19 protein-coding genes and 1 pseudogene are annotated in these 22,703 nt (G+C 65.7%); 12 read left to right on the top strand and 8 right to left on the bottom strand.

Annotated elements, in window-relative coordinates; translation table 11 throughout:
• Window positions 1–4: 4 nt before the first annotated feature.
• From ACSFA0_RS09765 to ACSFA0_RS09755, 3 genes are all read right to left on the bottom strand, one after another.
• A complete protein-coding gene (locus ACSFA0_RS09765; RefSeq protein ID WP_435449988.1) occupies window positions 5–1,174 on the bottom strand; it encodes an acyl-CoA dehydrogenase family protein in 1,170 nt (389 codons plus the stop codon).
• 167 nt (window positions 1,175–1,341) lie between these two features.
• Window positions 1,342–2,214 (bottom strand): HTD2 family dehydratase, encoded by an 873-nt coding sequence (locus ACSFA0_RS09760; RefSeq protein WP_435449987.1) that lies wholly within the window; start codon window positions 2,212–2,214, stop codon window positions 1,342–1,344.
• Window positions 2,214–3,191, bottom strand: coding sequence for a tripartite tricarboxylate transporter substrate binding protein (locus tag ACSFA0_RS09755; RefSeq protein ID WP_435449986.1), 978 nt, complete (start codon window positions 3,189–3,191; stop codon window positions 2,214–2,216). The genes ACSFA0_RS09760 and ACSFA0_RS09755 overlap by 1 nt, the downstream gene beginning before the upstream one ends.
• Window positions 3,192–3,300: 109 nt before the next feature.
• On the opposite strand from ACSFA0_RS09755, the gene ACSFA0_RS09750 reads away from it, so the two are divergent.
• On the top strand, window positions 3,301–4,218 hold the full coding sequence (locus ACSFA0_RS09750; RefSeq protein WP_435449985.1) for a LysR family transcriptional regulator: 918 nt from the start codon (window positions 3,301–3,303) through the stop codon (window positions 4,216–4,218).
• 31 nt (window positions 4,219–4,249) lie between these two features.
• Here the strand turns inward: ACSFA0_RS09750 and ACSFA0_RS09745 are convergent, their stop codons facing one another.
• Window positions 4,250–5,254: a phosphate/phosphite/phosphonate ABC transporter substrate-binding protein gene (locus ACSFA0_RS09745; protein WP_435450939.1), complete on the bottom strand. Its 1,005-nt coding sequence runs from the start codon at window positions 5,252–5,254 to the stop codon at window positions 4,250–4,252.
• Between the two features lie 61 nt (window positions 5,255–5,315).
• On the bottom strand, window positions 5,316–6,371 hold the full coding sequence (gene phnD / locus ACSFA0_RS09740) for a phosphate/phosphite/phosphonate ABC transporter substrate-binding protein (RefSeq protein WP_435449984.1): 1,056 nt from the start codon (window positions 6,369–6,371) through the stop codon (window positions 5,316–5,318).
• A 106-nt stretch (window positions 6,372–6,477) separates the two neighbouring features.
• Between phnD and ACSFA0_RS09735 the strand changes: the two genes are divergently transcribed.
• The 3 genes from ACSFA0_RS09735 (at window position 6,478) to ACSFA0_RS09725 (ending at window position 11,465) form a co-directional block, all read left to right on the top strand.
• Window positions 6,478–8,415, top strand: coding sequence for an ATP-binding response regulator (locus ACSFA0_RS09735; RefSeq protein WP_435449983.1), 1,938 nt, complete (start codon window positions 6,478–6,480; stop codon window positions 8,413–8,415).
• A 168-nt stretch (window positions 8,416–8,583) separates the two neighbouring features.
• Window positions 8,584–9,465 (top strand): ABC transporter substrate binding protein, encoded by an 882-nt coding sequence (locus ACSFA0_RS09730; protein ID WP_435449982.1) that lies wholly within the window; start codon window positions 8,584–8,586, stop codon window positions 9,463–9,465.
• Window positions 9,462–11,465, top strand: a complete 2,004-nt coding sequence (locus tag ACSFA0_RS09725; RefSeq protein WP_435449981.1) for a sensor histidine kinase — start codon at window positions 9,462–9,464, stop codon at window positions 11,463–11,465. Before ACSFA0_RS09730 ends, ACSFA0_RS09725 begins: the two co-directional genes overlap by 4 nt.
• Window positions 11,466–12,115: 650 nt before the next feature.
• On the opposite strand, the gene ACSFA0_RS09720 is transcribed toward ACSFA0_RS09725, so the two are convergent.
• The gene (locus tag ACSFA0_RS09720; protein WP_435449980.1) at window positions 12,116–13,384 is read right to left on the bottom strand and encodes an SGNH/GDSL hydrolase family protein; all 1,269 of its coding nucleotides are present in this window, start codon (window positions 13,382–13,384) and stop codon (window positions 12,116–12,118) included.
• A 594-nt stretch (window positions 13,385–13,978) separates the two neighbouring features.
• Window positions 13,979–14,230, bottom strand: a complete 252-nt coding sequence (locus tag ACSFA0_RS09715) for a hypothetical protein (RefSeq protein ID WP_435449979.1) — start codon at window positions 14,228–14,230, stop codon at window positions 13,979–13,981.
• Between the two features lie 1,144 nt (window positions 14,231–15,374).
• Between ACSFA0_RS09715 and ACSFA0_RS09710 the strand changes: the two genes are divergently transcribed.
• From ACSFA0_RS09710 to ACSFA0_RS09695, 4 genes are all read left to right on the top strand, one after another.
• Window positions 15,375–15,545, top strand: coding sequence for a hypothetical protein (locus ACSFA0_RS09710; RefSeq protein ID WP_435449978.1), 171 nt, complete (start codon window positions 15,375–15,377; stop codon window positions 15,543–15,545).
• A gap of 586 nt (window positions 15,546–16,131) precedes the next feature.
• Window positions 16,132–16,830 (top strand): guanitoxin biosynthesis heme-dependent pre-guanitoxin N-hydroxylase GntA, encoded by a 699-nt coding sequence (gene gntA / locus ACSFA0_RS09705; protein ID WP_435449977.1) that lies wholly within the window; start codon window positions 16,132–16,134, stop codon window positions 16,828–16,830.
• On the top strand, window positions 16,823–17,431 hold the full coding sequence (locus ACSFA0_RS09700) for a DUF1989 domain-containing protein (RefSeq protein WP_435449976.1): 609 nt from the start codon (window positions 16,823–16,825) through the stop codon (window positions 17,429–17,431). Before gntA ends, ACSFA0_RS09700 begins: the two co-directional genes overlap by 8 nt.
• Window positions 17,432–17,595: 164 nt before the next feature.
• Complete coding sequence (locus tag ACSFA0_RS09695; RefSeq protein ID WP_435449975.1) at window positions 17,596–17,760, top strand: hypothetical protein; 165 nt, start codon at window positions 17,596–17,598, stop codon at window positions 17,758–17,760.
• Here ACSFA0_RS09695 and ACSFA0_RS09690 read toward each other — a convergent pair.
• Window positions 17,757–18,887, bottom strand: a complete 1,131-nt coding sequence (locus ACSFA0_RS09690; RefSeq protein ID WP_435449974.1) for a sensor histidine kinase — start codon at window positions 18,885–18,887, stop codon at window positions 17,757–17,759. The genes ACSFA0_RS09695 and ACSFA0_RS09690 overlap by 4 nt on opposite strands.
• Window positions 18,888–19,187: 300 nt before the next feature.
• Between ACSFA0_RS09690 and ACSFA0_RS09685 the strand changes: the two are divergent.
• The 4 genes and pseudogenes from ACSFA0_RS09685 to ACSFA0_RS09670 form a co-directional block, all read left to right on the top strand.
• Window positions 19,188–19,580, top strand: a pseudogene (locus ACSFA0_RS09685) (Rossmann-fold NAD(P)-binding domain-containing protein); the annotation flags it as partial.
• Between the two features lie 122 nt (window positions 19,581–19,702).
• Window positions 19,703–21,109, top strand: a complete 1,407-nt coding sequence (locus ACSFA0_RS09680; RefSeq protein ID WP_435449973.1) for an IS1182 family transposase — start codon at window positions 19,703–19,705, stop codon at window positions 21,107–21,109.
• Window positions 21,110–21,272: 163 nt separating this feature from the next.
• Window positions 21,273–21,854, top strand: coding sequence for a nucleotidyltransferase family protein (locus tag ACSFA0_RS09675; RefSeq protein WP_435449972.1), 582 nt, complete (start codon window positions 21,273–21,275; stop codon window positions 21,852–21,854).
• A 72-nt stretch (window positions 21,855–21,926) separates the two neighbouring features.
• Window positions 21,927–22,631 (top strand): glutathione S-transferase N-terminal domain-containing protein, encoded by a 705-nt coding sequence (locus ACSFA0_RS09670; protein ID WP_435449971.1) that lies wholly within the window; start codon window positions 21,927–21,929, stop codon window positions 22,629–22,631.
• Window positions 22,632–22,703: the final 72 nt, after the last annotated feature.

Raw genomic sequence — 22,703 nt, 5'->3', positions numbered from 1 at the left:
GCGATCAGAAGGACCTTGGCAGGCCCAGCAAATGCTCGGCCACGTAGGAATGGATCAGGTTGGTCGAGATCGGCGCCACCTGGTAGAGCCGCGTCTCGCGGAACTTGCGCTCGACGTCGTATTCGCAGGCGAAGCCGAAACCGCCGTGCGTCTGCAGGCAGGTGTTGGCGGCCTCCCAGCTGGCCTTGGCCGCGAGGTACTTGGCCATGTTGGCTTCGGCGCCGCAGGGCTGGCCGGCATCGAAAAGCGCGCAGGCCTTCCAGCGCATCAGGTTGGCCGCTTCGGTCTCGATGTAGTCGGCGGCGATGGGAAATTGCACACCCTGGTTCTGGCCGATGGGCCGACCGAAGACCTGCCGGTCGCTCGCATAGCGGCGTGCGCGGTCGACGAACCAGTAGGCGTCGCCGATGCACTCGGCCGCGATCAGCGTGCGCTCGGCGTTGAGCCCGTCGAGGATGTACTTGAAGCCCTGGCCCTCTTCGCCGATCAGGTTCTCCACCGGGATCTCGAGGTTGTCGAAGAACACCTCGTTGGTCTCGTGGTTCACCATATTCTGGATCGGACGCACCGTCATGCCATGACCAATCGCATCCTTCAGGTCGACGATGAAGATCGACATGCCCTCCGACTTTTTCTTCACGTCAGCCAGCGGCGTGGTGCGCGCCAGCAGGATCATCAGGTCGGAATGCTGGATGCGAGAGATCCACACCTTCTGGCCGTTGACCACGTAGCGGTCGCCCTTGCGCACCGCGGTGGTCTTGAGCTGCGTGGTGTCGGTGCCGGTGGTCGGCTCGGTCACGGCCATCGACTGCAGTCGCAGTTCGCCGGTCGCCATCTTCGGCAGGTACTGGCGCTTCTGCGCCTCGCTGCCATGGCGCAGCAACGTGCCCATGTTGTACATCTGGCCGTGGCAGGAGCCCGCGTTGCCGCCGGAGAAGTTGATCTCTTCCATGATCACCGAGGCCTCGGTCAGCCCGAGGCCGGAGCCGCCGTAGTCGGCCGGGATCAGCGCGGCCAGCCAGCCGGCCTGCGTGAGTGCGTCGACGAAGGCTTCGGGGTAGCCGCGCTCGTGGTCGACCTTCTGCCAGTAGGCGGCATCGAAGCTGCCGCACAGCGCGCGCAGTGCTTCGCGCATCTCCTGGTGGCCGTCGGGGGTGGGGATCTGTGTCTTCATCGGTCGGTGTCCGTCTTTTCAATGGTGCATAGCGCAGTGCGCCAGCCGCAGCCGATGGAAACCGGCGCGCCCGGATGCCAGGGCACCTGCGGAACTGGCTTTGCCAGGCCGCTGGGTGCGCCCCCTTGAGGGGGAAGCGCCGCAGGCGCATCGGGGGTGTGGTCCATCTAAACCAGGGTGGCGGTCGCCTGCATGGTCAGCCAGCCGTCGGCGTCTTCGCCCCACAGGCTGAAGACTCGGCCGTCGGCATCGGGGCGGCCGTGCACCCGGAAAGGCGCGATGTCAAAGGTCGGCCGCACGGCGCGGAATTCGAAGCGCGACAGCGTCGCGTCGGGCCGCTCGCGGCGCAGCAGGTCGACCAGCAGCGTCGCGATCAGCGGGCCGTGCACGATCAGGCCGGGGTAGCCCTCGACCTCCGTGACATAGCGGCGGTCGTAGTGGATGCGGTGGCCATTGAAGGTGAGCGCCGAGTAGCGGAACAGCAGCACGTCGTCGGGCACGAGCGTGCGGCTGAAGGTCGCGTCCGTGGGGGCCGGTGTCGGCGCGGGGGCGGCCTCGCCGGGCGCGGCGGCGGCGCGGTAGACGATGTCGTGCTCCTCGGTCAGCGCCAGGCCGCGTGCGTTGTGCACCTCGTGCCGCACCCCCACGAACACCAGCTCGCCGCTGCGGCCGGTCTTGTGCGTGACCGAGGCGATGGTCGACACGCGCTGGGTCGCATCGCCGACGCGCAGCGGGTTGCCCGCCTCCCACTTCAGCCGACCGCCCGCCCACATGCGGCGCGGCAGCGGTACTGGCGGCAGAAAGCCGCCGCGCTTCGCATGGCCGTCCGCACCGATCTCCGACTGGCGGTGGTGCGGCAGGAAGTAGAGCCAATGCCAGAGCTCCGGCAACCGCGTGCCGGCCGCGGGTGCCGCATCGTCGCGGTCGAGCGTGGCCGACAGCGAACGCACGGGGGCGGCGGTGATGTCGTCGTGCAGCGTCTCGCTGCGGCCTTGCCACGCCTGCAGCGCGGCGACGTCGTCGGGCGTCAACAAGGCCATCAGTCCACCGCCGCGCCGGACGACTTGACGATGCGCGCCCATTTCGCGAGGTCGGTCTGCAGCAGCGCCGCGAACTGCTCGGGCGTGGTCGGCGCCGCGATCTCGACGCCCTGCTGCTCGAGCTTGTCGCGCAGGTCGGGCATGGCGAGCGCCTTGCGCGTACCGTCCTGCAACGTGGTCTGCACGTCGGCCGGCAGCCCGACGGGCGCGAACAGGCCAATCCACAGCGTGCCGTTGTAGCCCGGCACCGATTCGGCGATGGCCGGCACGTCGGGCAACGATGGCGAACGCTTCTCGCCGCTGACGGCCAGCGCGCGCAACTTGCCGCTCTTGATGTGCGGCAGCGCCGACGGCAGGCTCGCGAACACGATCGGCAACTGGCCGCCGAGCACGTCGTTGATGGCCGGTGCCACGCCCTTGTAAGGCACGTGCTGCAACTGGATGCCGGCCATGTTGTTGAGCATCTCGCCCAGCAGGTGGTTGAGCGTGCCGTTGCCGGCCGAAGCGTATTGGTAGTTGGCGTCCTTGCGCTTGGCCAGCGCGAGGAACTCGGCCATCGTCTTCGCCGGGAACGCCGGGTTGACCAGCAGCACGTTGGGCACCGCCCCGATCAGGCCGACGGGCCGGAAGTCCTTCACCGGGTCGAAGCCTGGGTTCTTGTAGAGCGCCGGGTTGATGGCCTGGCTGCTGCTGATCGTCATGAGCAGCGTGTAGCCGTCTTTTGGCGCCTTGGCCACCAGTTGCGTGCCGATGTTGCCGCCCGCACCGGGCCGGTTGTCGACCACCACGCTGGCGTTCATCACCTCGCCCAGCTTCTGGCCGACCAGCCGACCGACGATGTCGTTGGTGCCGCCGGCGGCCTGCGGCACGACCAGCGTCACGGGGCGCGACGGATAGGCGGCCTGGGCCATGGCCGGGGTCGCTTGAAGCAGGCTGGCGCTGACGGCCAGACCCAGCGCGAGGGCGCGAAGTTGCATGGTTCTTGTCTCCTTGTGCTTCGCATGGTCGCCGGTGCAATGGCGCCGCGCAATCTGCGAATTCGGAACCGAGTCTTCGGGGAAACCGAACGCTCGTCTACGATGCCGCATGCACTTCGACCTGAACGACCTGCGCCTCTTCGTTGCCACGGCCGAGCTGGGCAACCTCACGCGCGCCGCCGAACGACAGCACCTGTCGCTGGCCGCGGCGAGCGCGCGCATCAAAGCGCTGGAGGCGCAATGCGGCCTGCCGCTGCTCACGCGGGAGGCGCGTGGCGTCAGGCTGCTGCCGCAGGGCGAAGCCTTTTTGCACCACGCGCGGCTGATGCTCAACCAGACCGATCGCCTGCGCGACGAGCTGCTGGCCTACGGCGGCGGATTGCGCGGCCATCTGCGGGTGTTCGCCAACACCACGGCGGTGACCGATTTCCTGCCCGAACTGCTGCCCGCCTTCCTCGCGGCCCATCCGCGTATCAACGTCGACCTTCAGGAAAAACCGAATGCTCAGATCCCGCGCGGCGTGCTGGAGGGACGGGCCGACATCGGCATCGTGGCCGGCGATGTGGACACCCTCGGCCTCGAGGCGATCCACTTCAGCACCGACCGCCTGGTACTCGCGACCTCGCGCAAGCACCGCTTCGCCCGGCGCCGGCGCATCGCCTTCGCCGAGACGCTGGACGAAGACGCCGTCGGCATGCAGCAGGGCAGCACGCTGCACGCCTTCCTGGCACAGATCACCGAACACCTCGGCCGGCGCCAGAAGCTGCGCATTCAGCTGGCCAGCTTCGACGCCATGTGCCGGATGATCGGCAGCGGCGTCGGCATCGGCGTGGTGCCCGAATCCGCCGTGCGCCGCAACCAGCAGAGCATGCAGCTATCGCTCATCGAGCTGAGCGACGCGTGGAGCGTGCGCGAGCGCTACCTGCTGATGCGCGACCGGGCGAGCTTGCCGGTCTACGCGGCTGCGCTGGTCGAGGCGCTGTGTGCGCACTATGGGCAGCCGGTTGCGCCGCTCACGAGCGCCTGAGCGCATGGCGACCGCGGGGCCGGTCGCCGTATCACTTCGCCGCGACCGCCGCCCCGCCCTCCCCCTTCAACACCGCCACCTGCCGCGCATGGTGCTGCTCGATGCGCTGGAGCCGCGCCTGCTTCGCGGCGTCGCTCACCCAGGCGGCGTTCATGGCGCGCTGCCAGGCCAGGCGGTAGTCCAGCTCGGCCGCAGGCAGCAGGGCGCTGTCGTCCTTGGGCTCATAGCCGAGCGACATGCGCAGCGACTGGAGCACGGCGCGCTCCGCGTCACCCCGGGGTCCGCCCGCCTGGCCGTAGCCCGCCAAAAAGGCCTGCAGCCGCCGGTAGAGTTCCGGCGGGGCGTCGCGCCGCAACACGATCTGCGCCGGCGGCGTGGGGGCCGACGTCCAGATCACTTGCAAGCGTGCGGCCTCGACCGGGAACTGCTCGCGGAAGCGCTCCAGGTCGGTGGTGTTGTTGGTCGCGACGTCGGCGTCGCCGTTCGCGACCGCCAGGGCCGTGGCCTGGTGCGTGTCGACCAGTTCGCTGCGGAATGCGGTCTCGATGGCGATGCGGTTCGGCAGGAACAGCTCCACCTGCGGCACGATGAAGCCCGACACCGACCGGCTGTCGCCCCGCGCAAGTCGCCAGCGGCCGGGGGTGGCCAGCAGGTCGGCCAGGGTGCCGAGCGTGCCGCCTCGGCGGACCAGCAGCACCGCGCGCTGTTCGGCGTTCCCCGCGTGGCGGCGCACCTCGACGAGCACGCGCATGCGCCGCTCGGTGACCGCGTCGAGCGCCATCTTGGCGGTGAGCAAGGCGATGTCGACCTGGTCGCGCTCGAGCGCCTGGTCGAGCGATTCGTACGAGGTCACCGACAGCCCCGCGACCGGTCGGCCGATGGCGCGCGCCATGTCGGCCAGCAGCGGCGCCCAGCGGTCGCGCGACTCGACGGCGCCGCCGAAAGGCAGGATGCCGAAGCGCAGCGTCGACGACGGCATGCGCCGGCGCGTGCTGGTCTGCGCCCAGGCGGCGGCACCCCCCCATGCCAACGGCAGCACGGCGGCACATTGCCGCAGCAACAGGCGTCGAGAACCGCTAGCGCGCGACGCTGGCCCGCTAGCGCTCGGCAAGCAAGGCTTCTCGCTGCTCTGCATAGCTGCCCTCGATGCGCTGCAGACGCGCCTGCCTCGCCGCGTCGTTCACCCACTGCGCCGTGTTGGCGTTCTGCCGGGCCAGCTGGTAGGCCAGCGTGGCGGCCGGCAGCAGCGAGCTGTTGTCGGCCGCGACGAAGCCGGCCAGATCGTGCAGCGCCTTGAGATAGCCGCGCTCGGCATCGCCGCGCGGGCCCTTGCTGCGCGCGTAGCCGACCAGGAAGCTCTGCACCTTGCGCCGGAACTCCGGCGAGTCGTCGCGCCGCACCACGATCTGGGCGTGCGGGATCAGTTCCGATTCCCAGATGACCTGGAGTCGTGCGGCTTCCGACGGGAACTGCGACCGGAAGCGCTCGAAATCGGCCGAGTTGTTGGTGGCCACGTCCGCCTCGCCGTTGGCCACGGCCAGCGCGGTGAATTGGTGGGTGCCCACCACTTCGCTCAGGAAGCGGGTCTCCATCGCAATGTGGTGAGGCAGAAATAGCTGCAGCTGCGGCACGATGAAGCCCGACACCGAGCGGCTTTCGCCACGCGCCAGACGCCAGCGCTCGGGCTCGGCCAGCAGGCCCTTGAGCGTGGTGAAAGGGCCGGTCTTGCGCGCCAGCAGCAGGGCGCGGTAGCCCGGCAGGCCGTCATGCCGCGTGACCTGCGCCACCACGCGCATGCCGCGCTGGGTGACGGCGTCGAGCGCCATGCGGCCCGACAGGAAGGCCATGTCGACTTCGTTGCGCTGGATGGCTTGTTCGAGCGCTTCGTACGACGTGACCGACAGCACGCTCACCGGCCGCCCGACCGCGCGGCTGAGGTCGGCCAGCACCGGGTCCCAGTCGTTGCGCGACTCGAAGGCGCCGCCCAGCGGCAGGATGCCAAAGCGCAGCGGCGTGGCCGCACCGGCGCCCTGCGCCCAGGCATGGCTCTGCCATGTCAATGCCAGCAGCAGGCAGGCGAGCGCGTGCCACAGCGCCGCCGAGCCGCTACGGCGGCCCCCAGCGTTCGGGTGGCGGAGAAGTTCGGCAGACATCGGGCGGGCAACGGGTCCGCCAAACGGCGGACTGGTCAGAGCGGAGTCGCAGGAACACAATTAGAAACCAACTCTGCGGCAGATTCGTGACCTTTTTCACTGCGCCATGGCCGCCGTTCAGCCCCTGAACACCCCGCCCGTCCCGGGCGACCGGCGACCGCCGCCCTGGCACCAGCGCGTGCTGCGCGGCATGGCGCGCCTGTCGCTGGCGCAGCAACTCATCTTGCTGGCCGTGCTGCCGGCCACCGTTGCCACGCTGGCCGCGATCGCCGTGCTCACCCGCCAGCACCTGGACAACGTGACAGAGCTGATGCGCGCCAACGCGCGGACGGTCGCGCTGCAGGTGGCCACCGTGGCCCAGGCCCCGCTGCTGCACATGGACCGGCGGGCGCTGCTGCGCATCGCCCAGTCGGGCACCTACCAGCCTCATGTGCAGCAGGTTCAGATCTGGTCGGACGACGGCGAGATCGTCGCCAATTCCGAGACCACCGACCGCGCCCGCACCGAAGGGTTGCAGGTGGTGGTGCCGGTGCCTGCCGAAGAGGGCCGCCGCGCCGGGCAGGTGATGGTCGAGATCAGCCTGGACGCGGTGGAGCGCGCCCGCCGCTCGGTCGGCCTCAACGTGAGCCTGGTGCTGGCGGCGGCGCTGTTCGGCGTGGGCCTGTCGGGCTGGTGGGCGGCCCGGCGCATCAGTGCACCCATCGGCGCGCTCGGCGAGGCGGTCGACCGCCTGGGCGCGGGGGAGGAAGCCAGCGTGGCGGTCGAGGGCACCGCCGAAGTGCGGCGCCTGCAGAGCGGCTTCAATCAGGCGGCCGGCGCGCTGGCCGAAAGCCGGCGCCTGCTCGAAAGCCGCATCGCCGACGCCACCGCCGAACTGGCGCACAAGAACCAGCAGCTGGAGGTGGCGAGCCAGGCCAAGACCCGCCTGCTGGCCGCCGCCAGCCACGACCTGCGCCAGCCGCTGCACGCGCTCACGCTGTTCTCCGACAGCCTGGCCAACGGCGAGACCGACCCCGTGCGACTGCAGCGCATCGGCCACATCCGCGAATGCGTGGAGTCGCTCGACCGGCTGTTCTCCGAGCTGCTGAACCTGTCGCAGCTCGACGCCGGCGTGCTGCAGCCGCAGTGGTCGGACTTCCCGCTCGACCGACTCTTCGACGAGATCAGCCGCAACTTCCGCGCGGTGGCCGAGGCGCAGAACCTGCGCCTGGTGGTGCGCAAGACCGATGTCTGGGTGCGCTGCGACTACGTGATGCTCTCGCGCATCCTGAACAACCTGGTGTCGAACTCGCTGCGCCACACGCACGAAGGCGGCGTGCTGGTCGGCGCCCGGCTGCGCGGCAACGGCGTGCGCATCGAGGTGCTCGACACCGGCGTGGGTATCGCACCGCAGCACCAGTCGCGCGTGTTCGAGGAGTTCTTCCAGATCGACGCGCACAGCCGCCCCGGCGAGCGTGGCGCACGCGGCATGGGCCTGGGCCTGGCAACGGTGCAGCGGCTCGCCGAGCTGCTCAACACCCGCGTCGAACTCAGCTCGCGGCCGGGCCGCGGCACCTGTGTGCGCGTGCAGGTGCGCCGCGTCGCGCCGGTGGTCGCACCACCCATGAACACGCTGCCCGGCCTGGTCGACGAGTCGGAGCCCTGCCTGCACGGCGTGCGTGTGCTGGTCATCGACGACGAGCGCACCATCCTCGAGGGCCTGCAGGTCGCGCTGTCGAGTTGGGGCGCCCAAGTGATGGCCGCGCAGAGCCGTGCCGAAGCGCTCGCGCTGGCCGACACCTGGGCCCAGCCGCCCGATGTGGTGGTGAGCGACCTGCTGCTGCAGGGCGGCGACAACGGGCTGGACGTGCTGGCCGCGCTGGAGCGCCACCCGCGCGGCATCGGCGCCGGCACGGCGCGCCTGCTGGTGACCGGCGAAACCAAGCCCGACCGCCTGCGCGAAGTGGCCGCGTCGGGCGTGGCGGTGCTCTACAAGCCGGTCTCGCCCCGGGTGCTGCGCCAGGCCATGCATGCGCAGCTGGAGCAGGTGCGCAAGACGACCTGAACGGCATACTCAACTTTGGTGATAGGCCGATCGGCCGGTGTCTTGTGAACGGCATCACACGCCCGACACCTGCCGGCTGCCGGCCTAAGCCCTCTGCCTTATCGCGCCGCGCCAGGGGGTTCCGTACATTGAACTGCCCCATTCCCCGCTGCTCGCGCAGTTCTGTCCGTGAACCTGTTTCTTCATTGCCTGCGCTCGCTTCGCAGCTTCCTGTGGTGCCTGGTGCCCGTGTGCGCCGCCCTGCCCGTTGGCCACGCGACAGCGGCCGGCTTCACCGTGTTGCTCGCCGACGACTCGGCACCGCACGCCGAATTCGCGCGCCAGATGCGCGCCGTGGTCGACGACGCGCCGGTCACCATCGCCGTCGGCATGGCGGCGGCCCGCGCAGCCATTGCGCGCCCTGGCGCCGAGCCGCTGTTGCTGGCGATGCTGTCCCAGCTCGACTACGAACGCCTGCGCACCGACCCCCACCTGCTGCGCGGAGACCGCCGCGTGGGCGTGCTGCTGCGAGACCCGGCGATGGCCGACCAGCTGGCGCTGATCGACGCCGTGCTGCCGCTGCAAAAGCGCCGTCTCGGCGTTGTCGCCACCGTCGACTCCGGGCCGCTGGTGCGCGATCTCGAACGCGCCGCCGTCGGCTGGGACCTGACGGTGCAGTACGCACCTGGCCCGACCGCGCTGGCCGCCGCCCTGCGCACCGTGGTGGCCCGCAGCGATGCGCTGATGGTGCTGCCCGACCGCATCGGCGACAGCCAGGCGGCGACGTTGTCGGTGCTGCTCGCCGGCGCCGGCGCCACCCTGCCGGTCTTCGGCGCGAGCGATGGGCTGGTGCGTTCCGGCGGGCTCGCGGCGGCGGTCTCGACGCCCACCCAGCTTGCGGCGCAGGCGCGCGACATCGTGCAGAAGCTCCGGCGCGGCGCCAGCGGCGTCGTGCTGGTGGAGGCGGCCACGCCGGCCACGGTGCGGGTCAACACCACCGTCGCGCGCCGCCTGGGCATGCGCCTGCCGGACGAGCGCGAACTGACCGAGCGGGTGACCGCGCCGCGATGACCCGCACCGGCAGCCGCCTCCTGCCGCCGGTGCACCTGCCGTTGCGAAGCATGGTCGACAGCCCGTCGGAACGCGCCGCGTTGCCCGAAAGCGTGACGCCCCTGCAGGTACGCGGCAGCCTCCGGCGCGACCTGCTGCGCCTGGGCATCGGCCCCTGCGCCGTGCTGGCCGTGGCGCTGACGGCCTGGTTCACGCACGGCCGTTTGGCAACACTCGACGCCGCCTTCGACGCAGAAGGCCAGGCCGTGGCGCGGCAGGTGGCGGCGATGTCCGACTTGAGCCTCTACGCCGGCGACCTGCCGGCCCTGCAGAACGTGGCCGACGCGGCGCTGCGCGGCGGTCAGGTGGCGCGCATCGAAATCAGCAACAGCGCCGGCGTGTACGTCACGGCCGGGCCACCGGCCGCGGCCACAGCCGTCGGCAGTGCGCTGCGGGTCTTCACCGCGCCGGTCACGTTGCGCGAGGCCTCGCAAGCCAGCGCCTTCGCACCGGCCGGGGCCATCGCCGGCACCAGCCCCATCGGCCTGGTGCAGGCCTTCCGCGACTCGACCGCACACGTGCGCGAACGCACCCGCTCGCTCATGGCCGGCATCGGCATCGCGCTGATCGCGCTGCTGGCGGCCTGGGCCGCGGTGCGGCACATGGCGCGCACCGTGGCCCAGCCGCTGCGCCGCATCTCGCGCACCGTGGCCGCGCTCGAAGCCGGCCATTTCGAGGCGCGCTGCGACGTGCTGGGCGCGCCGAGCGATGCGACCACGCCCGCCGCACCGCGCCACGAACTCGCCGCGCTGGCCGGCGATATCGACCGCCTGGCCGAGCGCCTGCAACGCAACCAGCAGGTCAGCGAGGAACGCGTGCGCGAAGCGACCGCCGTCGCACTGCAGCGCATGGCTGAAGCCGAGCAGGCCGCCCTGTCGCGCGCACGCTTCCTCGCCGCGGCCAGCCACGACCTGCGCCAGCCGCTGCATGCGATGGGCCTGTTCATCGACGGCCTGCTGCCGAGCGCGAGCGACGCGCAACGCCCGGCCGTGCTGCGGCTGCAGGAAGGCACCGCCTTCATGGGCGTGCTGCTCGACGACCTGCTCGAGATCTCGCGGCTCGACGCACAGGTGCTCACGCCCGCCATCACCGGTCTGTCGCTCGCCGCGCTGTTCGACCCGCTCGCCGCGCAGCACGCGGCGGCAGCGGCCGAAGCGCAGGTGCGGCTGATCTGGCAAGACCGCGGCCTGGCCGTGCGCAGCGACGCGGCGCTGCTGCAGCGCATCGTCGGCAATCTCGTGGGCAATGCGATCCGCCATGCCCCGCCCGGCGGCACCGTGCTGGTGACGGCACGGCGTTGCGCCGAGGGCGTGCGCATCGAGGTGCGCGACAACGGCGTGGGCATCGCACCCATCCATCAGGCGCGGATCTTCGAGGAGTTCTACCAGGTGGCCAACACCGAGCGCGACCGCCGCCAGGGCTTCGGGCTCGGCCTGGCGATCTGCGCGCGCATCGCGGCGCTGCTGGGCACGCGCATCACGCTGCGCTCGGCGCTGCAGGCCGGCAGCACGTTCGCGCTGCTGCTGCCCGAAATCCCGCTCGCGCAGGTACCGCCGCCAGCGCCCGAAGCCTCGGCACCGACGCCGATGGCGGGCCTGCGCTGCCTGGTGGTCGACGACGACCCAGCCATCCTCGACGGCAGCCGTGCGCTGCTCACGCAGTGGGGCTGCCGCGTCGACACGGCCGACGCCGTGGCCGCTGCCATCGCCTGCCTCGACGCACCCGGCGTGGCCTACGACGCCGTGCTGTGCGACCTGCAACTGGCCGACGAGGACGACGGCCTGGCCGTCATCGACGCCGCGCGCCGACTGCAGCCGAAGGCACTGTCGGTGCTGGTCTCGGGCGCCACCGGCCCCGAGGTGCTGCGCCGCATCCGCCATGGCGGCGTGACGCTGCTGACCAAGCCGGTCGCGCCCGCCAAGCTGCGGGCGCTGCTGTCGACACGGCGGCCGGCAGGCTGAATGCGCGGGACGGGCACAGGGGTCGGCCCGCGGATGCTGCGTCGGCTCTGTTCAGAAACATCACTGGCGCAAAGACGCTGATTTGCTGCGATGTGGTCGCGGTCCGAGTATTTGAGTCGGCCTCGTCGATGGGGGAAAGATGATGAGCGTGCCGGGAGGTGGAAGGTTGGCCTTGGGCCCTTAGAGGCTGTACAGAATTCTCCGAAGCCGCCCTTCGTTCGGCGCAAGTTACGCTCAACGAGAAGGCCGTAGCTAGGCAAGGTGGCTCTTGATGCCTGTTCCAACGGCACTGTGGCAGCCGGCACTAAGGCGTCCGCCGACTAGTCGAAGGTCACGCTGGTAGCGATCAGCACATCGCTGACGATCCGATCTCCCACGATCGTGACTGGGCCTAAGGCGGCCGGTCGCTCAAATCCGGATTCGCTCGAGCTTGCCAAGTGAGACTTGATCTCGCCGCCGATCGTAGAAGCAGGTCCTCCGCACGCTCGCATGATTGCCCTTTGTTGGGCCACTTCGCGCTTTCCGCCGTTGCGCAGGTATTCAGCGATGCAGACGGCGCAGAAGGAGTGGCAGCAGCTCTTGGTGTTGTCTCAAGCAGAGGCGGCACGGCGACCGATCAGCCGGTAAACGTCGGCGCGTCACGGCGTGACTCACATCGACGCCAGTGCTGCACGCAGCTCGCCGGTAAGCACTTCTGCCAAGCCTGTGATTCCTACGGGTGTCGTGGGGTGAACGCCATCAGCGTTCAACCATGTATCTCCGTTGCCTACGCCAGTGGGTGCACCTGCTTTGCCTTCTCCCGTCTGCCATGGGCCACGCAAAGAGCTGCGGGAAGTGCCCTTACTTGTCCTCCAGTTCCCACGCAGGTTGTCCAGCACAACCCAGGGTCCCGGAAGAGCTTCGACGATCTCCGAAATCGCGTTCATACGAGCGATATAGGTGCCGCTAGGGTTGGTTCCATTAATTTGGCTCGGCGCCCACGGTCCCACCGCGACTAGCACGCTCTCCGGGTTTGCGGCCCGGGCACCTTGCAACACCGTTTTCATGGATTCCATGGTCGTCGGTCCAGAACCGGGCCATGGGTCGTTGATGCCCAATTCCAAGATCATGATCGTCGGCTTGGCTTCGGTGAACCGAGCCATCCGCTGAGGCGAGTCAGCACGCGTCGCGGGGTCGCCGCCGTTGTCTGCGCGATAACCTGTGCCCCCGATGTGCGTTGCTGTGGTGGCAATGGCGCCCAACAACCTCGCCTGCATGTCGACAAACGACATCCCCGTGTCTTTGAAGGCTCCATGGCCAAGGTAGCTGTCGCCCGTGAACGAGATGGTTGGTGGCAGGCTTGCTGTGAAATCGTAGGGCGCGATGCTTGCCTCATTCTCGATAACGACTTCGGAGATCGACGCGCCTGTGCTCCCGACGAACACGAGACTACGCTCCATGTTCGTCCCAAAGTCCCACACGGCGTATTGATTATTTGCTGTGTAGTCCACGCCTGGAACGACGATCTGCCCGTCCACAATTAGTGACATCCGGCCGAACGACGAGGGCATGGCGATATACCGAGAATTTGTTCGGAGGCCTATATAGGCCTGTGAGCCTCCTAAGGCTCCGCCGGGGATCCAGTAGTCGGCCTTGCTCGCATCGTTAAAGTTGTTGGTGATTCCCGCAGGACGTTTTACCCAATTGGCGAAGTTGTAGATGAAGGCAACGGTGTCCAGGCGAGGGTTGTCTGCGGCCGCACTGCCCGCACCGTTCCTACCGTCGCCAGAGATCCAGTAACGCTGATACGACCAAGCGGGAGTAGCGCCCGACGCGAGCAGCGTTGAAACGGGGCCGGCGCGTTTGGGTATTGCTGCGACAGTGGTCGGTGCGGATGCAGCCGCAGTCTTAGCGAGTGCAAGAAGCGCATCAGATGGCACGGTGACAGCGGGACTTTGCGGCAAAGGCTGCGTTTCAATGTTGCTCGCCGGCCCGCTCGGCGGGGTTTGGGCCGGAGGTGGGGTGCTGGCTAGCGGCGTCTGGGCACCACCTTCCGCCGTTCCGTTGGACCCCCCTCCGCCTCCGCATGCAGCGATGAGCGCAACGCAAGCGAGAGAAGCAGACAAGACACGTAATCGATGCGTTGCAGTGTTCATTGCAGTAAGTAGAAAGTACAAACGAGCAGTGTATGTGTATGAAGTTTTCAAGTTCCTTCGGGCGTTTGGGCCGTGGGGCTCTATGCTGCCTCACACAGCGCTAGGTGAGCGGCTACTCACCGCTCGCACCAATGGCGGTGTGTGTTGCGAAATAGGGGGCGCGTTCAAAAGATGAAAGCAGCAGCGAGTAATAAGTGTTACTTCGCGACCGGAATCTCTTCAGGCGATGGCGACGCCAAATGCAACCGTGCCAGACCCTTGCAGGGTCTGCGTCAGCATTGACAATGGCTCCGCCAAGTCAAGGCGCGGTTGGGATTTGGGGATCTATCGGTGCACTGGGGCGTTGCGCACGTCGGGTCTTGGCCCGATTCCAGGCACTCAAGCGTACCAGTCGGTCTTGCGTGCTCGGGCTACCCGCGCTGCCATCAGTACTTCGTACATGCTCTCAACGGTCGCACGCCACTTCTCTGCTGCCCGCCGCTGCGAAGCGTCGGCATCAAGTTCCTCTTGCGGCACCGACACTCCTTCGCGCAAATACCGCTCCTGTACCGGCAGGCTGCGAGCAGGAAATGGCGGAAGCTGCGCGCCGGCTTTGACGAGGATGCTGACCTGTCGACTTGTGCTGGGCATTCCTGCCCATTCAGCTTCGGCTAAGAAGCAATTTCAACAGAGGCGCCTCAACGCTGAGAGAGCGACATCGTCTCCGCGCTACACACACGACCGTACCGCGAGGAATGGGCATCGGGAGCGATCATCCTTAGCTTGAACTCAACGACGGCAAAGCTGCGAAGCCACTGTGGACTATCGGGGCCGCCGCGAGCATTGCCTGCATCGGCACCAAACGCAGAGAAGCCGTGGTCGGTCACGCGGTTGCAGACGATCTGCTGAAGCCGCGTCGTTTTCTGCAGGCGGCAGGGTGCGCTCCGGAGCTTTGCCGAAACGAGTGCCGACGCTTCCCGGCTTGATAGTGGCTGCAGTTGGTTGAAGCCCCCACAGGAAACGGCCGTCGTCGACCTTAGAAACACGCGGACGGAAAGAGTCGGAGCAGCGGTGGCAACCGCGCCCATCCAAACGAGCGTTTACGGGCGTTGGCGCGTCCCTTCCGATCTTGCTCGATCAACCAATCAGAGGCGGACGGTTGCCGCGTGCCCTCTTCGGCTGAGAGAGATTGGATGAGGGTGATTCCCACGCTGCGACGCGACATACGGACACTTTGGACTGTGCACCCACCTTCGAACGTAGGCGAAAGCCTCCGAAAGAGCGCCTCGCAACGAGCCGCTTCCTGCTTTGGTGTCAGGAAACGCGCGTCATCCTCTCGGGCTGTCGCTTGGCTGATTCGTGTCCGACAGAATTTCTGCGGGGACCAATCGGGGCGCTGTCGCCACCCTTGGCATGGGTCGCGCCGTTACCACGGACAGTTCCGGAACGACCTGAGGAGATTCTTCGTCGTCGAAGTTCAATAGCGCTGTTTCAGGCTCCCCGCCGCCTTCGAGCCTTGCATCTGGTCATGATCTTGACCGTCGGTCGAACCGACCGGGCCAGCATCCTCGTCGTCGGTGCGACGACGTCTCGCAGTTGATTCGTTCATAAGCACTCCGCGCAGACCGGTGACTGCCGCGATGTAGCCAGAGTTGGCGCCGCTGACCTGTCGGCAGTGTAGGAAGCGGGACGGAATTCTGCTGGAGCGACCAGGAACGGAGGCCTTGCATGGTGACTTTCCTACTTCTGGTTCCTGCAAGACGTGGCACTCTGATCGATCACAAAAAGGAATTCCATGAACACCTCGCAGGCCATGCAACCGGAACGCACACCAGATGAAGAAGAGGCAATTCTCGAAGTTGCTCGCCATGAAGCACAGGCACGCGTAGCGGCGCTACACGCCGAAGAAGGCACCGTGCAATCGGAGGGGGCGCAAAACTCGCCGCATCCTGACGACCATGACTGACATCGGAAAGCCGGGGCACCAGCTCGACGAAGGCGCCCTGCTGAGCACGGGCGAAAACTGGCCAGACTCACTGCAGCGCTGAATCGTCGCTTCTGGCGGTCTTGCGCCCGAACAGGCAATGACGCTGCCGAGGCCCCGACGCCGGACGCACTAGCGAGCCGCTGCGCTGGGCCTGATGTGTACGCCGTTTGCTTCTTCCGTGGTCTGCGCCACCGCCTGCGCACTTCAGCTACCCGCGGCCGGCGCGGCAACTCCACGAAGAAACTTGAGGGTGCGGACCGCCACCCGCTCGGGCTCCTCGTCGACCCCCGAGCCACGGGCCGTCGACAAGACCAAGGAGCCGCCGTCGACAACCTATGCCAGCCTGCGCGGCATCGGTCCGGCGATGCGCGCGCAGAGAGCGCCCACGGCGCACACGAGGGCAACCGTCCGCTGATGCCTTCGCTAACGCCAATTGACACCCGAGGATGGGGGCCATGACCGTTAGGCCCAGCGTCTTGGACTACTTGCCATTGACGGCGCACCTTACGGGACAGGGTAAAAAGGGCCTTCGGTCCACGTCCAGGACAGGGGCTACCTTGTCTGCATGAATTTAAGTCAACAAGAGAGTCATGCCGGAGCGAACAGTTCAGCAGTCGAGCACATCCAGTCATTCATAGATGCGAGAAGCTTCCCTTGTGTCGGCGCAAAGTCTGCCCTTAACAAGGATCGATTGCATGTTGCCGCCTTTGGCGCGCTCGGTACGACGCAAGATACCGAACGACTTTGGGACGCGCTCAAGGAATATTCGCAGAACTATCCGGATCCCGGACAAACACCGGTGAGTTTCATCGCAGCCTTCGAGGAAGCAGAACTCGACGAACTAGGTTTCGAAACTTTGATGTGGGCTCAGCTTCAGTCATTGCATGAACTCGATTGCGCCAAAGGCTTCAAGTGGGATCGAAAAGTCAGCGATGATCCTGCGAGAGCTGAGTTTTCTTTCAGTGTAGCGGGACGTGCATTCTTCGTCGTTGGGTTGCATCCAGGCGCCTCGCGGAAAGCGCGTCAAACGCCATTCCCCTGCCTAGTCTTCAACTTTCATGATCAATTCGAAGAGCTGAAGGCGTCCGGCAAGTATTCCAGCATGCAAACCGCTATCAGAAAGCGCGATACCGCCCTTCAGGGGTCTGTGAATCCGATGCTTTCTAGATTCGGAGAGGCGTCGGAAGCCATCCAGTATTCTGGAAGAGCCGTCAAAGAGGGTTGGAAATGTCCATTTCACAAGAAAGAGTCTGAGAATGCTTGATAAAGGTCTTTGTCGCATCGCGCCCCAGTCAGGGGTTGCCTTTCGCATGCGCGCCAGTGAAATACTCCGGATTTACGACCCGCTCGGTCAGCAGGTCGCCGATTTATTCGCCTTTAAGGACGATGATCATGCATGCTCGCTTTCGTCGGGCCGTACCATAGACTATGCTTCGAAAATCTATTTAACTGCCGGAGATACGCTGTACTCCAATGACAGCCGCCCGATGTTTAGAATTCTCGAAGATAAGGTAGGGCGACATGACTTTCTGCTCACCCCTTGCAGCCAAGAGATGTTTGAAATTCTTTACAAGCATGTAGGGCATCATCCCAGCTGCTTTGAGAATTTGTATACCGCTTTGAAGCCCTTTGGCATCTCTCCCTCGCAAATCGGGACCACATTCAATGTCTTTATGAATGTCACTGTAGATGAGGCCGGTACGGTGGCAGTGAAACCGCCTCTGTCCAAAGCAGGTGATTTCATCGAGCTTCGGGCGGATATGGACATGATTTGCGGATTGACGTCTTGTTCAGCGGAAAATTCAAATAATGGCACGTTCAAACCCATCGACTACGAAATCATTCGTCGTCCTTGCGGCGCCTAGTCAACATTTTCAACGCGACACGTGGCACGCATGACGAGCTAATGCGCAGACCGCTATCAAACATGAAGCGGGACTCGGGACAGTGTCGTGCACTGATGGCAGCTTGTCGCCTGTCCAGGCAAGGAGAGCCCGGCCGGCGCTGAGCTGAGGGAGGGCGAGCCAACATGACCAAGATCGTCGAGGCCCTGCTGATTCGGTACTTGTCCATCGCAGCCTGGTCGTCGACCTTCTGGTTTCGAGCGCCCTCGAGCTATCTTGAACACTGCAAAATTCGTCGGCAAGAGCAGAGCACTCGACTTTCGAACGCCATCGGCACGAGCAGTGTCTAGCCTGGAACTTTGGATCCGATGCCGGTATTTGGCGCTGGCGCCAATGGAAGCCGCACCACCAAGGTCGCGCCATGGCCGATGCCGGCACTGAAGGCGGTGAGCGATCCATCGTGCAGTTCGGCAATACGTTTTGCCAGCGCGAGCCCCAGGCCAAGCCCTCCCAGTCGGGCATCGCTGCTGTTTGCCTGCACATACATTCCAAAAATCTTCTCTGTCTGATCGGGAGCCAGCCCCCGGCCTTCATCAATGACGGACACGTTGACGTGATGTTGGTCTGTCTTGACGCTGATTCGATGTTTGGCGCCTGGAGGGGAAAATTTGGAGGCATTCGAGAGCAGGTTCTCGAAGATCTGCACGAGCCGAGAGCGGTCTCCATCCACCCATATTGGCGCATCGGTTGAAGCACACTCGACCACCTGCTCGGATTCGACAGAGAGCAGCTGAAAGGCTGTGGCTGTCGACTCCAGGACTTCGCGCAGATCGATTCGGCTGCGCTTGACCTTGATCTTCCCAGTCGTGATGCGCGCTGTATCCAAGAGGTCGTCGATCAATCGTTGCATCTGCGCACTCTGGGCATCAAGCATTTCTACGCGGCCCGCCAAGCTGAAATCCACCTTCTTGCTCAACAACCTGGTTGTCATTCGAATGACGTTCAACGGATTGCGCAACTCGTGCGCCATGAGTGCGAGAAAGTCGTCCTTCCGTCGATCGGCAAGGCGGAGCTCCCCCTCGGCTTGATTCAGTTGCCACAACGCATTCTTCATCACGCTGATCACCACGCAGTCGACAACCAGGATGGCCGCAAAGAACACCAGCGCAAAGAGATCGGCGGCCGTGTGGGGGACGATCTGATCTGGAGGCGCCATGAAGAGTGTCCAAGCCGCAACCGTGCTGAGCGCTGCACACCACAGCGACGGACCCAGGCTGGTGAAGAACGACACCAGCAGCACAGTGGGGAAAAAGGTGAGGAAGGGAAATCCGGACGGCGGAAGCAGAGGCGCCGCCGCATATCTGGTGGCGACAGCAAGCAAGAACGCCACCGTGGCCACAAAGTACTGTGTCGTAACGGCTCTTGAAGTCTGGGGGCGCGCCCCTTTGAGGACGACTTTTTTCAGCTGCGCAATCATCAGTGCAATCGTTGGCCGAGAGCGCGTTAAGGACGTGCGTGATCGCAGCAAAGGTAAAAGGCCGATTTTGCTCTAGATCGGAAGTTCGATAGGTTGTTCTCGCAAGAAGAAGCGGGTCGGCCAGGGAACCACCATCCGTGGCCTCCAGAATGCCCAGACTGTGTTTCTCAGGTCGACTTTGTGGCTGCTAGCGAGAGCGCTCACCACCGCATCGGTAGATGCCCCTCGCCGTCGACAATCGATGATGCGTCGTAAGTGCGACCGCGATGTTCACGTGTTCTCACAAGTTGGCGCCCTGTCTACTATTGCGGTAGCAAGTTCGCGCTCGAAGGCATCTCCGAAGCACTGGGGAAAGAGGTCGCCGAGCTTGGCATCGACGTCACCGGGGGTCATTCCGCACTGACTGGGCCGGGCGGTCCATGGTGCGTGCGCCGCGCAGCATCGGCGACTACGACGCAGTATTCGACCCCGTGCGAGCGCGTCGTCAAACGGTGAGCGGCAAGCAACTTGGCGACCCAGTCAAAGCGGCAGCCGCCATGCTGCGAATTGTCACGGACGTCGAGAGGCCGCCGGCTCATCTGCTACTCGGCAGAGATTCGCTGGAACTGATGCGAGGAAAGTTCAACGCGATGCAGACAGAGCTCGACCGATGGGGAGGCTGTGAGCCGCTCCACAGACAACGTAATGGACTGAAAGCGAGGATTGGGCCGGTATGTCAATGTCTGCCTGTGGCCGATTGTGTTGAAAAACTCCCCAAGATCCTAGGAACTGGCGCGCCGTTTGCATGTTCCTCGTCATCGATGGAGGTACGCATCATGATGGGTCAGAGCATCGTTCAGGATCAACTGTCCTACGCATTTAACCTTGAAGATCACGTCCCGCACGATCACCTCCTGCGAGGCGTGGACCGGTTCCTCGATCTTGTAGAACTGCGCCAACACCTGGCGCCGTTCTACAGCCACACCGGCCGGCCATCCATCGCCCCCGAACTCATGATTCGCATGCTCGTGATCGGCTACTGCATCGGCATCCGATCCGAGCGCCGGCTTTGCGAGGAAGTGCATCTCAACTTGGCCTATCGCTGGTTTTGTCACCTCGGGCTCGAGGACAAGGTGCCCGATCACTCGACCTTCTCGAAGAACCGTCACGGCCGCTTCCGTCAAAGTGATGCGCTGCGCTTTGTCTTCGAGGCGGTACTGTACCGCTGCATGACGGAAGGACTGGTCCAAGGAGAAGGGTTTGCCATCGATGCCAGCATCATCAAAGCTGACGCAAACCGTGCGCGCAGTGCTACCGCATCTGAAGTCGCGCAGTGGCGCGAGGGCACCCAGTGCAGCCGCGCGGTGCGCGAGTACCTCGACGCGATCGACGTCGCTAATCCGGTGGCCGACCATGCACCCGAGCAAGCGCCCAACATAGACATCGCGTCCCGGCACGTCTCCCCGACCGACCCGGCTGCGCAGTGGACCGCAGCACCGGGCGGGCCCGCGTTCTACGCCTACTCGACCAATTACCTGATCGATCTGTCGACGGGAATCATCATGGACGTCGAGGCAACGCCGGCACACCGCACCCCAGAGGTCGACTCCACCCGCACCATGGTCGAGCGGGTCGAGGAGCGCTTCGGCGTCAAGCCACAGCGGCTCGTGGGTGACACCGCCTACGGCACCGCACCGCTGCTCGGCTGGATGGTCGAAGACAAGCAGATCGCACCTCACGTTCCTGTGTGGGACAAGACGGCTCGCAAAGACGGAAGCCTGTCGATCGGCGAGTTCCAGTGGGAGCCCGAGCGCAACGCGTACGTTTGTCCAGAGGGTCACGCCTTGCGCAATGATCGGCGCCAGTTTGCGGTGCCGCGCGATCGCATCACCAAGGCTGACACTGTGATCTATCGGGCCAGTCAAGCAGACTGCGCCGGCTGCGCTATGAAGGATCGTTGCTGCCCGAACACGCCGATCGCTCGCAGCATTCATGAAGGTGCCCGCGAGGTGGCACGTGCTATTGGGCAGACATCGGAGTACAGCCAGTCGCGCCGGGATCGAAAGAAGGTGGAGATGCTGTTCGCGCACCTCAAACGCATCATGAAGTTGGATCGTCTCCGACTTCGTGGGCTCAGCGGTGCGCGAGATGAGTTCTTGATGGCGGCCACCGCACAGAATCTCAGGCGGATGGCGAAGTGGTTGATGCCGACCGGGGCGGTTGCGGCACTGAAGAGTGCGTGAGGTGAGCCGCAAGGCTTGCTGGCTCTTCTCGCTTCGCCAACACGGCTAAAAATCCTCTGCGGCCGACAGCACAATCGGGATTCGAGAAGAGTTTTTCAACACAATCGGCTGAAAGCAGCCCGCCCGAGAATGCCATAGCGCGCCTATGGAAACGCAATCTCCCGTGATCCCTTTCACCGCCGACGACTTCTTTGCGCTGACGCACAGCAACCCCGTCAACGTCGAGTTGCTAGCGCGGCTGCCGACCCTGGCCCTGCCCCAGTGCCACCTGACGGCCGGCTGCCTGTTCCAGGCCGTGTGGAACCTGCGCGCGGGCCGTGCGGCCGGCGCCGACGTGAAGGACTACGACGTCTTCTACTTCGACGACAGCGACCTGTCGTGGGACGCGGAAGACGCCGCGATCCGGCGCGTGCAGGCAGCGACCGCCGACCTGGGCGTGACGGTCGAGGTCAAGAACCAGGCACGGGTCCACCTGTGGTATGCGGCGCGCTTCGGCGCGGCCTACCCGGCGCTGCGCTCGGCGCGCGACGGCATCGACCGCTACCTCGTGGCCTGCACCTGCGTCGGCATCGACGTCGCCGATGGCGCGCTGTACGCGCCCGACAGCCTGCAGGACCTGGCGGACGGCATTCTGCGGATCAACCCACGTCACGCGCTGCCGGACTTGTTCCGCGCCAAGGCCGCGAGCTACCAGGCGCGGTGGCCATGGCTCCAGGTCATCGCACCCGATGCGCCACCGGCCTGAACGACGGACGGCAGAATTCACCTTCCGACCGCACGTCGCAGTCGACGCCGCCTCGCTTTCCCAAGGACACCCATGACCGACCTCTCCGCCTTCCCCATCACCCAGAAGTGGCCCGCGCAAGACCCCGAGCGCCTGCAGCTGTACTCGCTGCCCACGCCCAACGGCGTGAAGGTGTCGATCTTGCTGGAGGAACTCGGCCTGCCCTACGAGCCGCACGTGGTGCGCTTCGACGCCAACGACCAGATGTCGCCGGCCTTCCTGTCGCTCAACCCGAACAACAAGATCCCGGCCATCCTCGATCCGCACGGGCCGGGCGGCCAGCCGCTGGCGCTGTTCGAGTCGGGCGCGATCCTGGTCTATCTGGCCGAGAAAACAGGCCGCTTCATCCCGCAGGACGCCGCGGCGCGCTACGAATGTCTGCAATGGGTGATGTTCCAGATGGGCGGCATCGGGCCGATGTTCGGCCAGCTCGGCTTCTTCCACAAGTTTGCCGGCAAGGACTACGAGGACAAGCGACCGCGCGACCGCTATGTCGCCGAATCGAAGCGCCTGCTCGGCGTGCTCGACCGGCACTTGGCCGGGCGAGACTGGATGATGGGCGCGGACTACTCGATCGCCGACATCGCGATCTTCCCGTGGGTGCGCAACCTGGTGGGCTTCTACGAGGCACGTGAGCTGGTCGGCTTCGACGGTTTCGCCCACGTCGCACGGGTGCTCGGGGCCTTCGTCGCGCGGCCGGCGGTGGCGCGCGGGTTACTGATCCCCTCTCGCGACTGAACGTCGCCGCCCGCACGCGCCAACAGCACGACAAAACAGCGCCGTGGGCCCCGGCCTACACGGCAACGCGGG

Origin of the sequence: Variovorax restrictus (genome assembly GCF_051216715.1) — a bacterium.
In the GTDB taxonomy this organism is placed as follows: Bacteria; Pseudomonadota; Gammaproteobacteria; order Burkholderiales; family Burkholderiaceae_C; genus Variovorax.
Note: the sequence above shows the minus strand (reverse complement) of the source record. Positions and strands in the feature narration are given on the sequence as shown.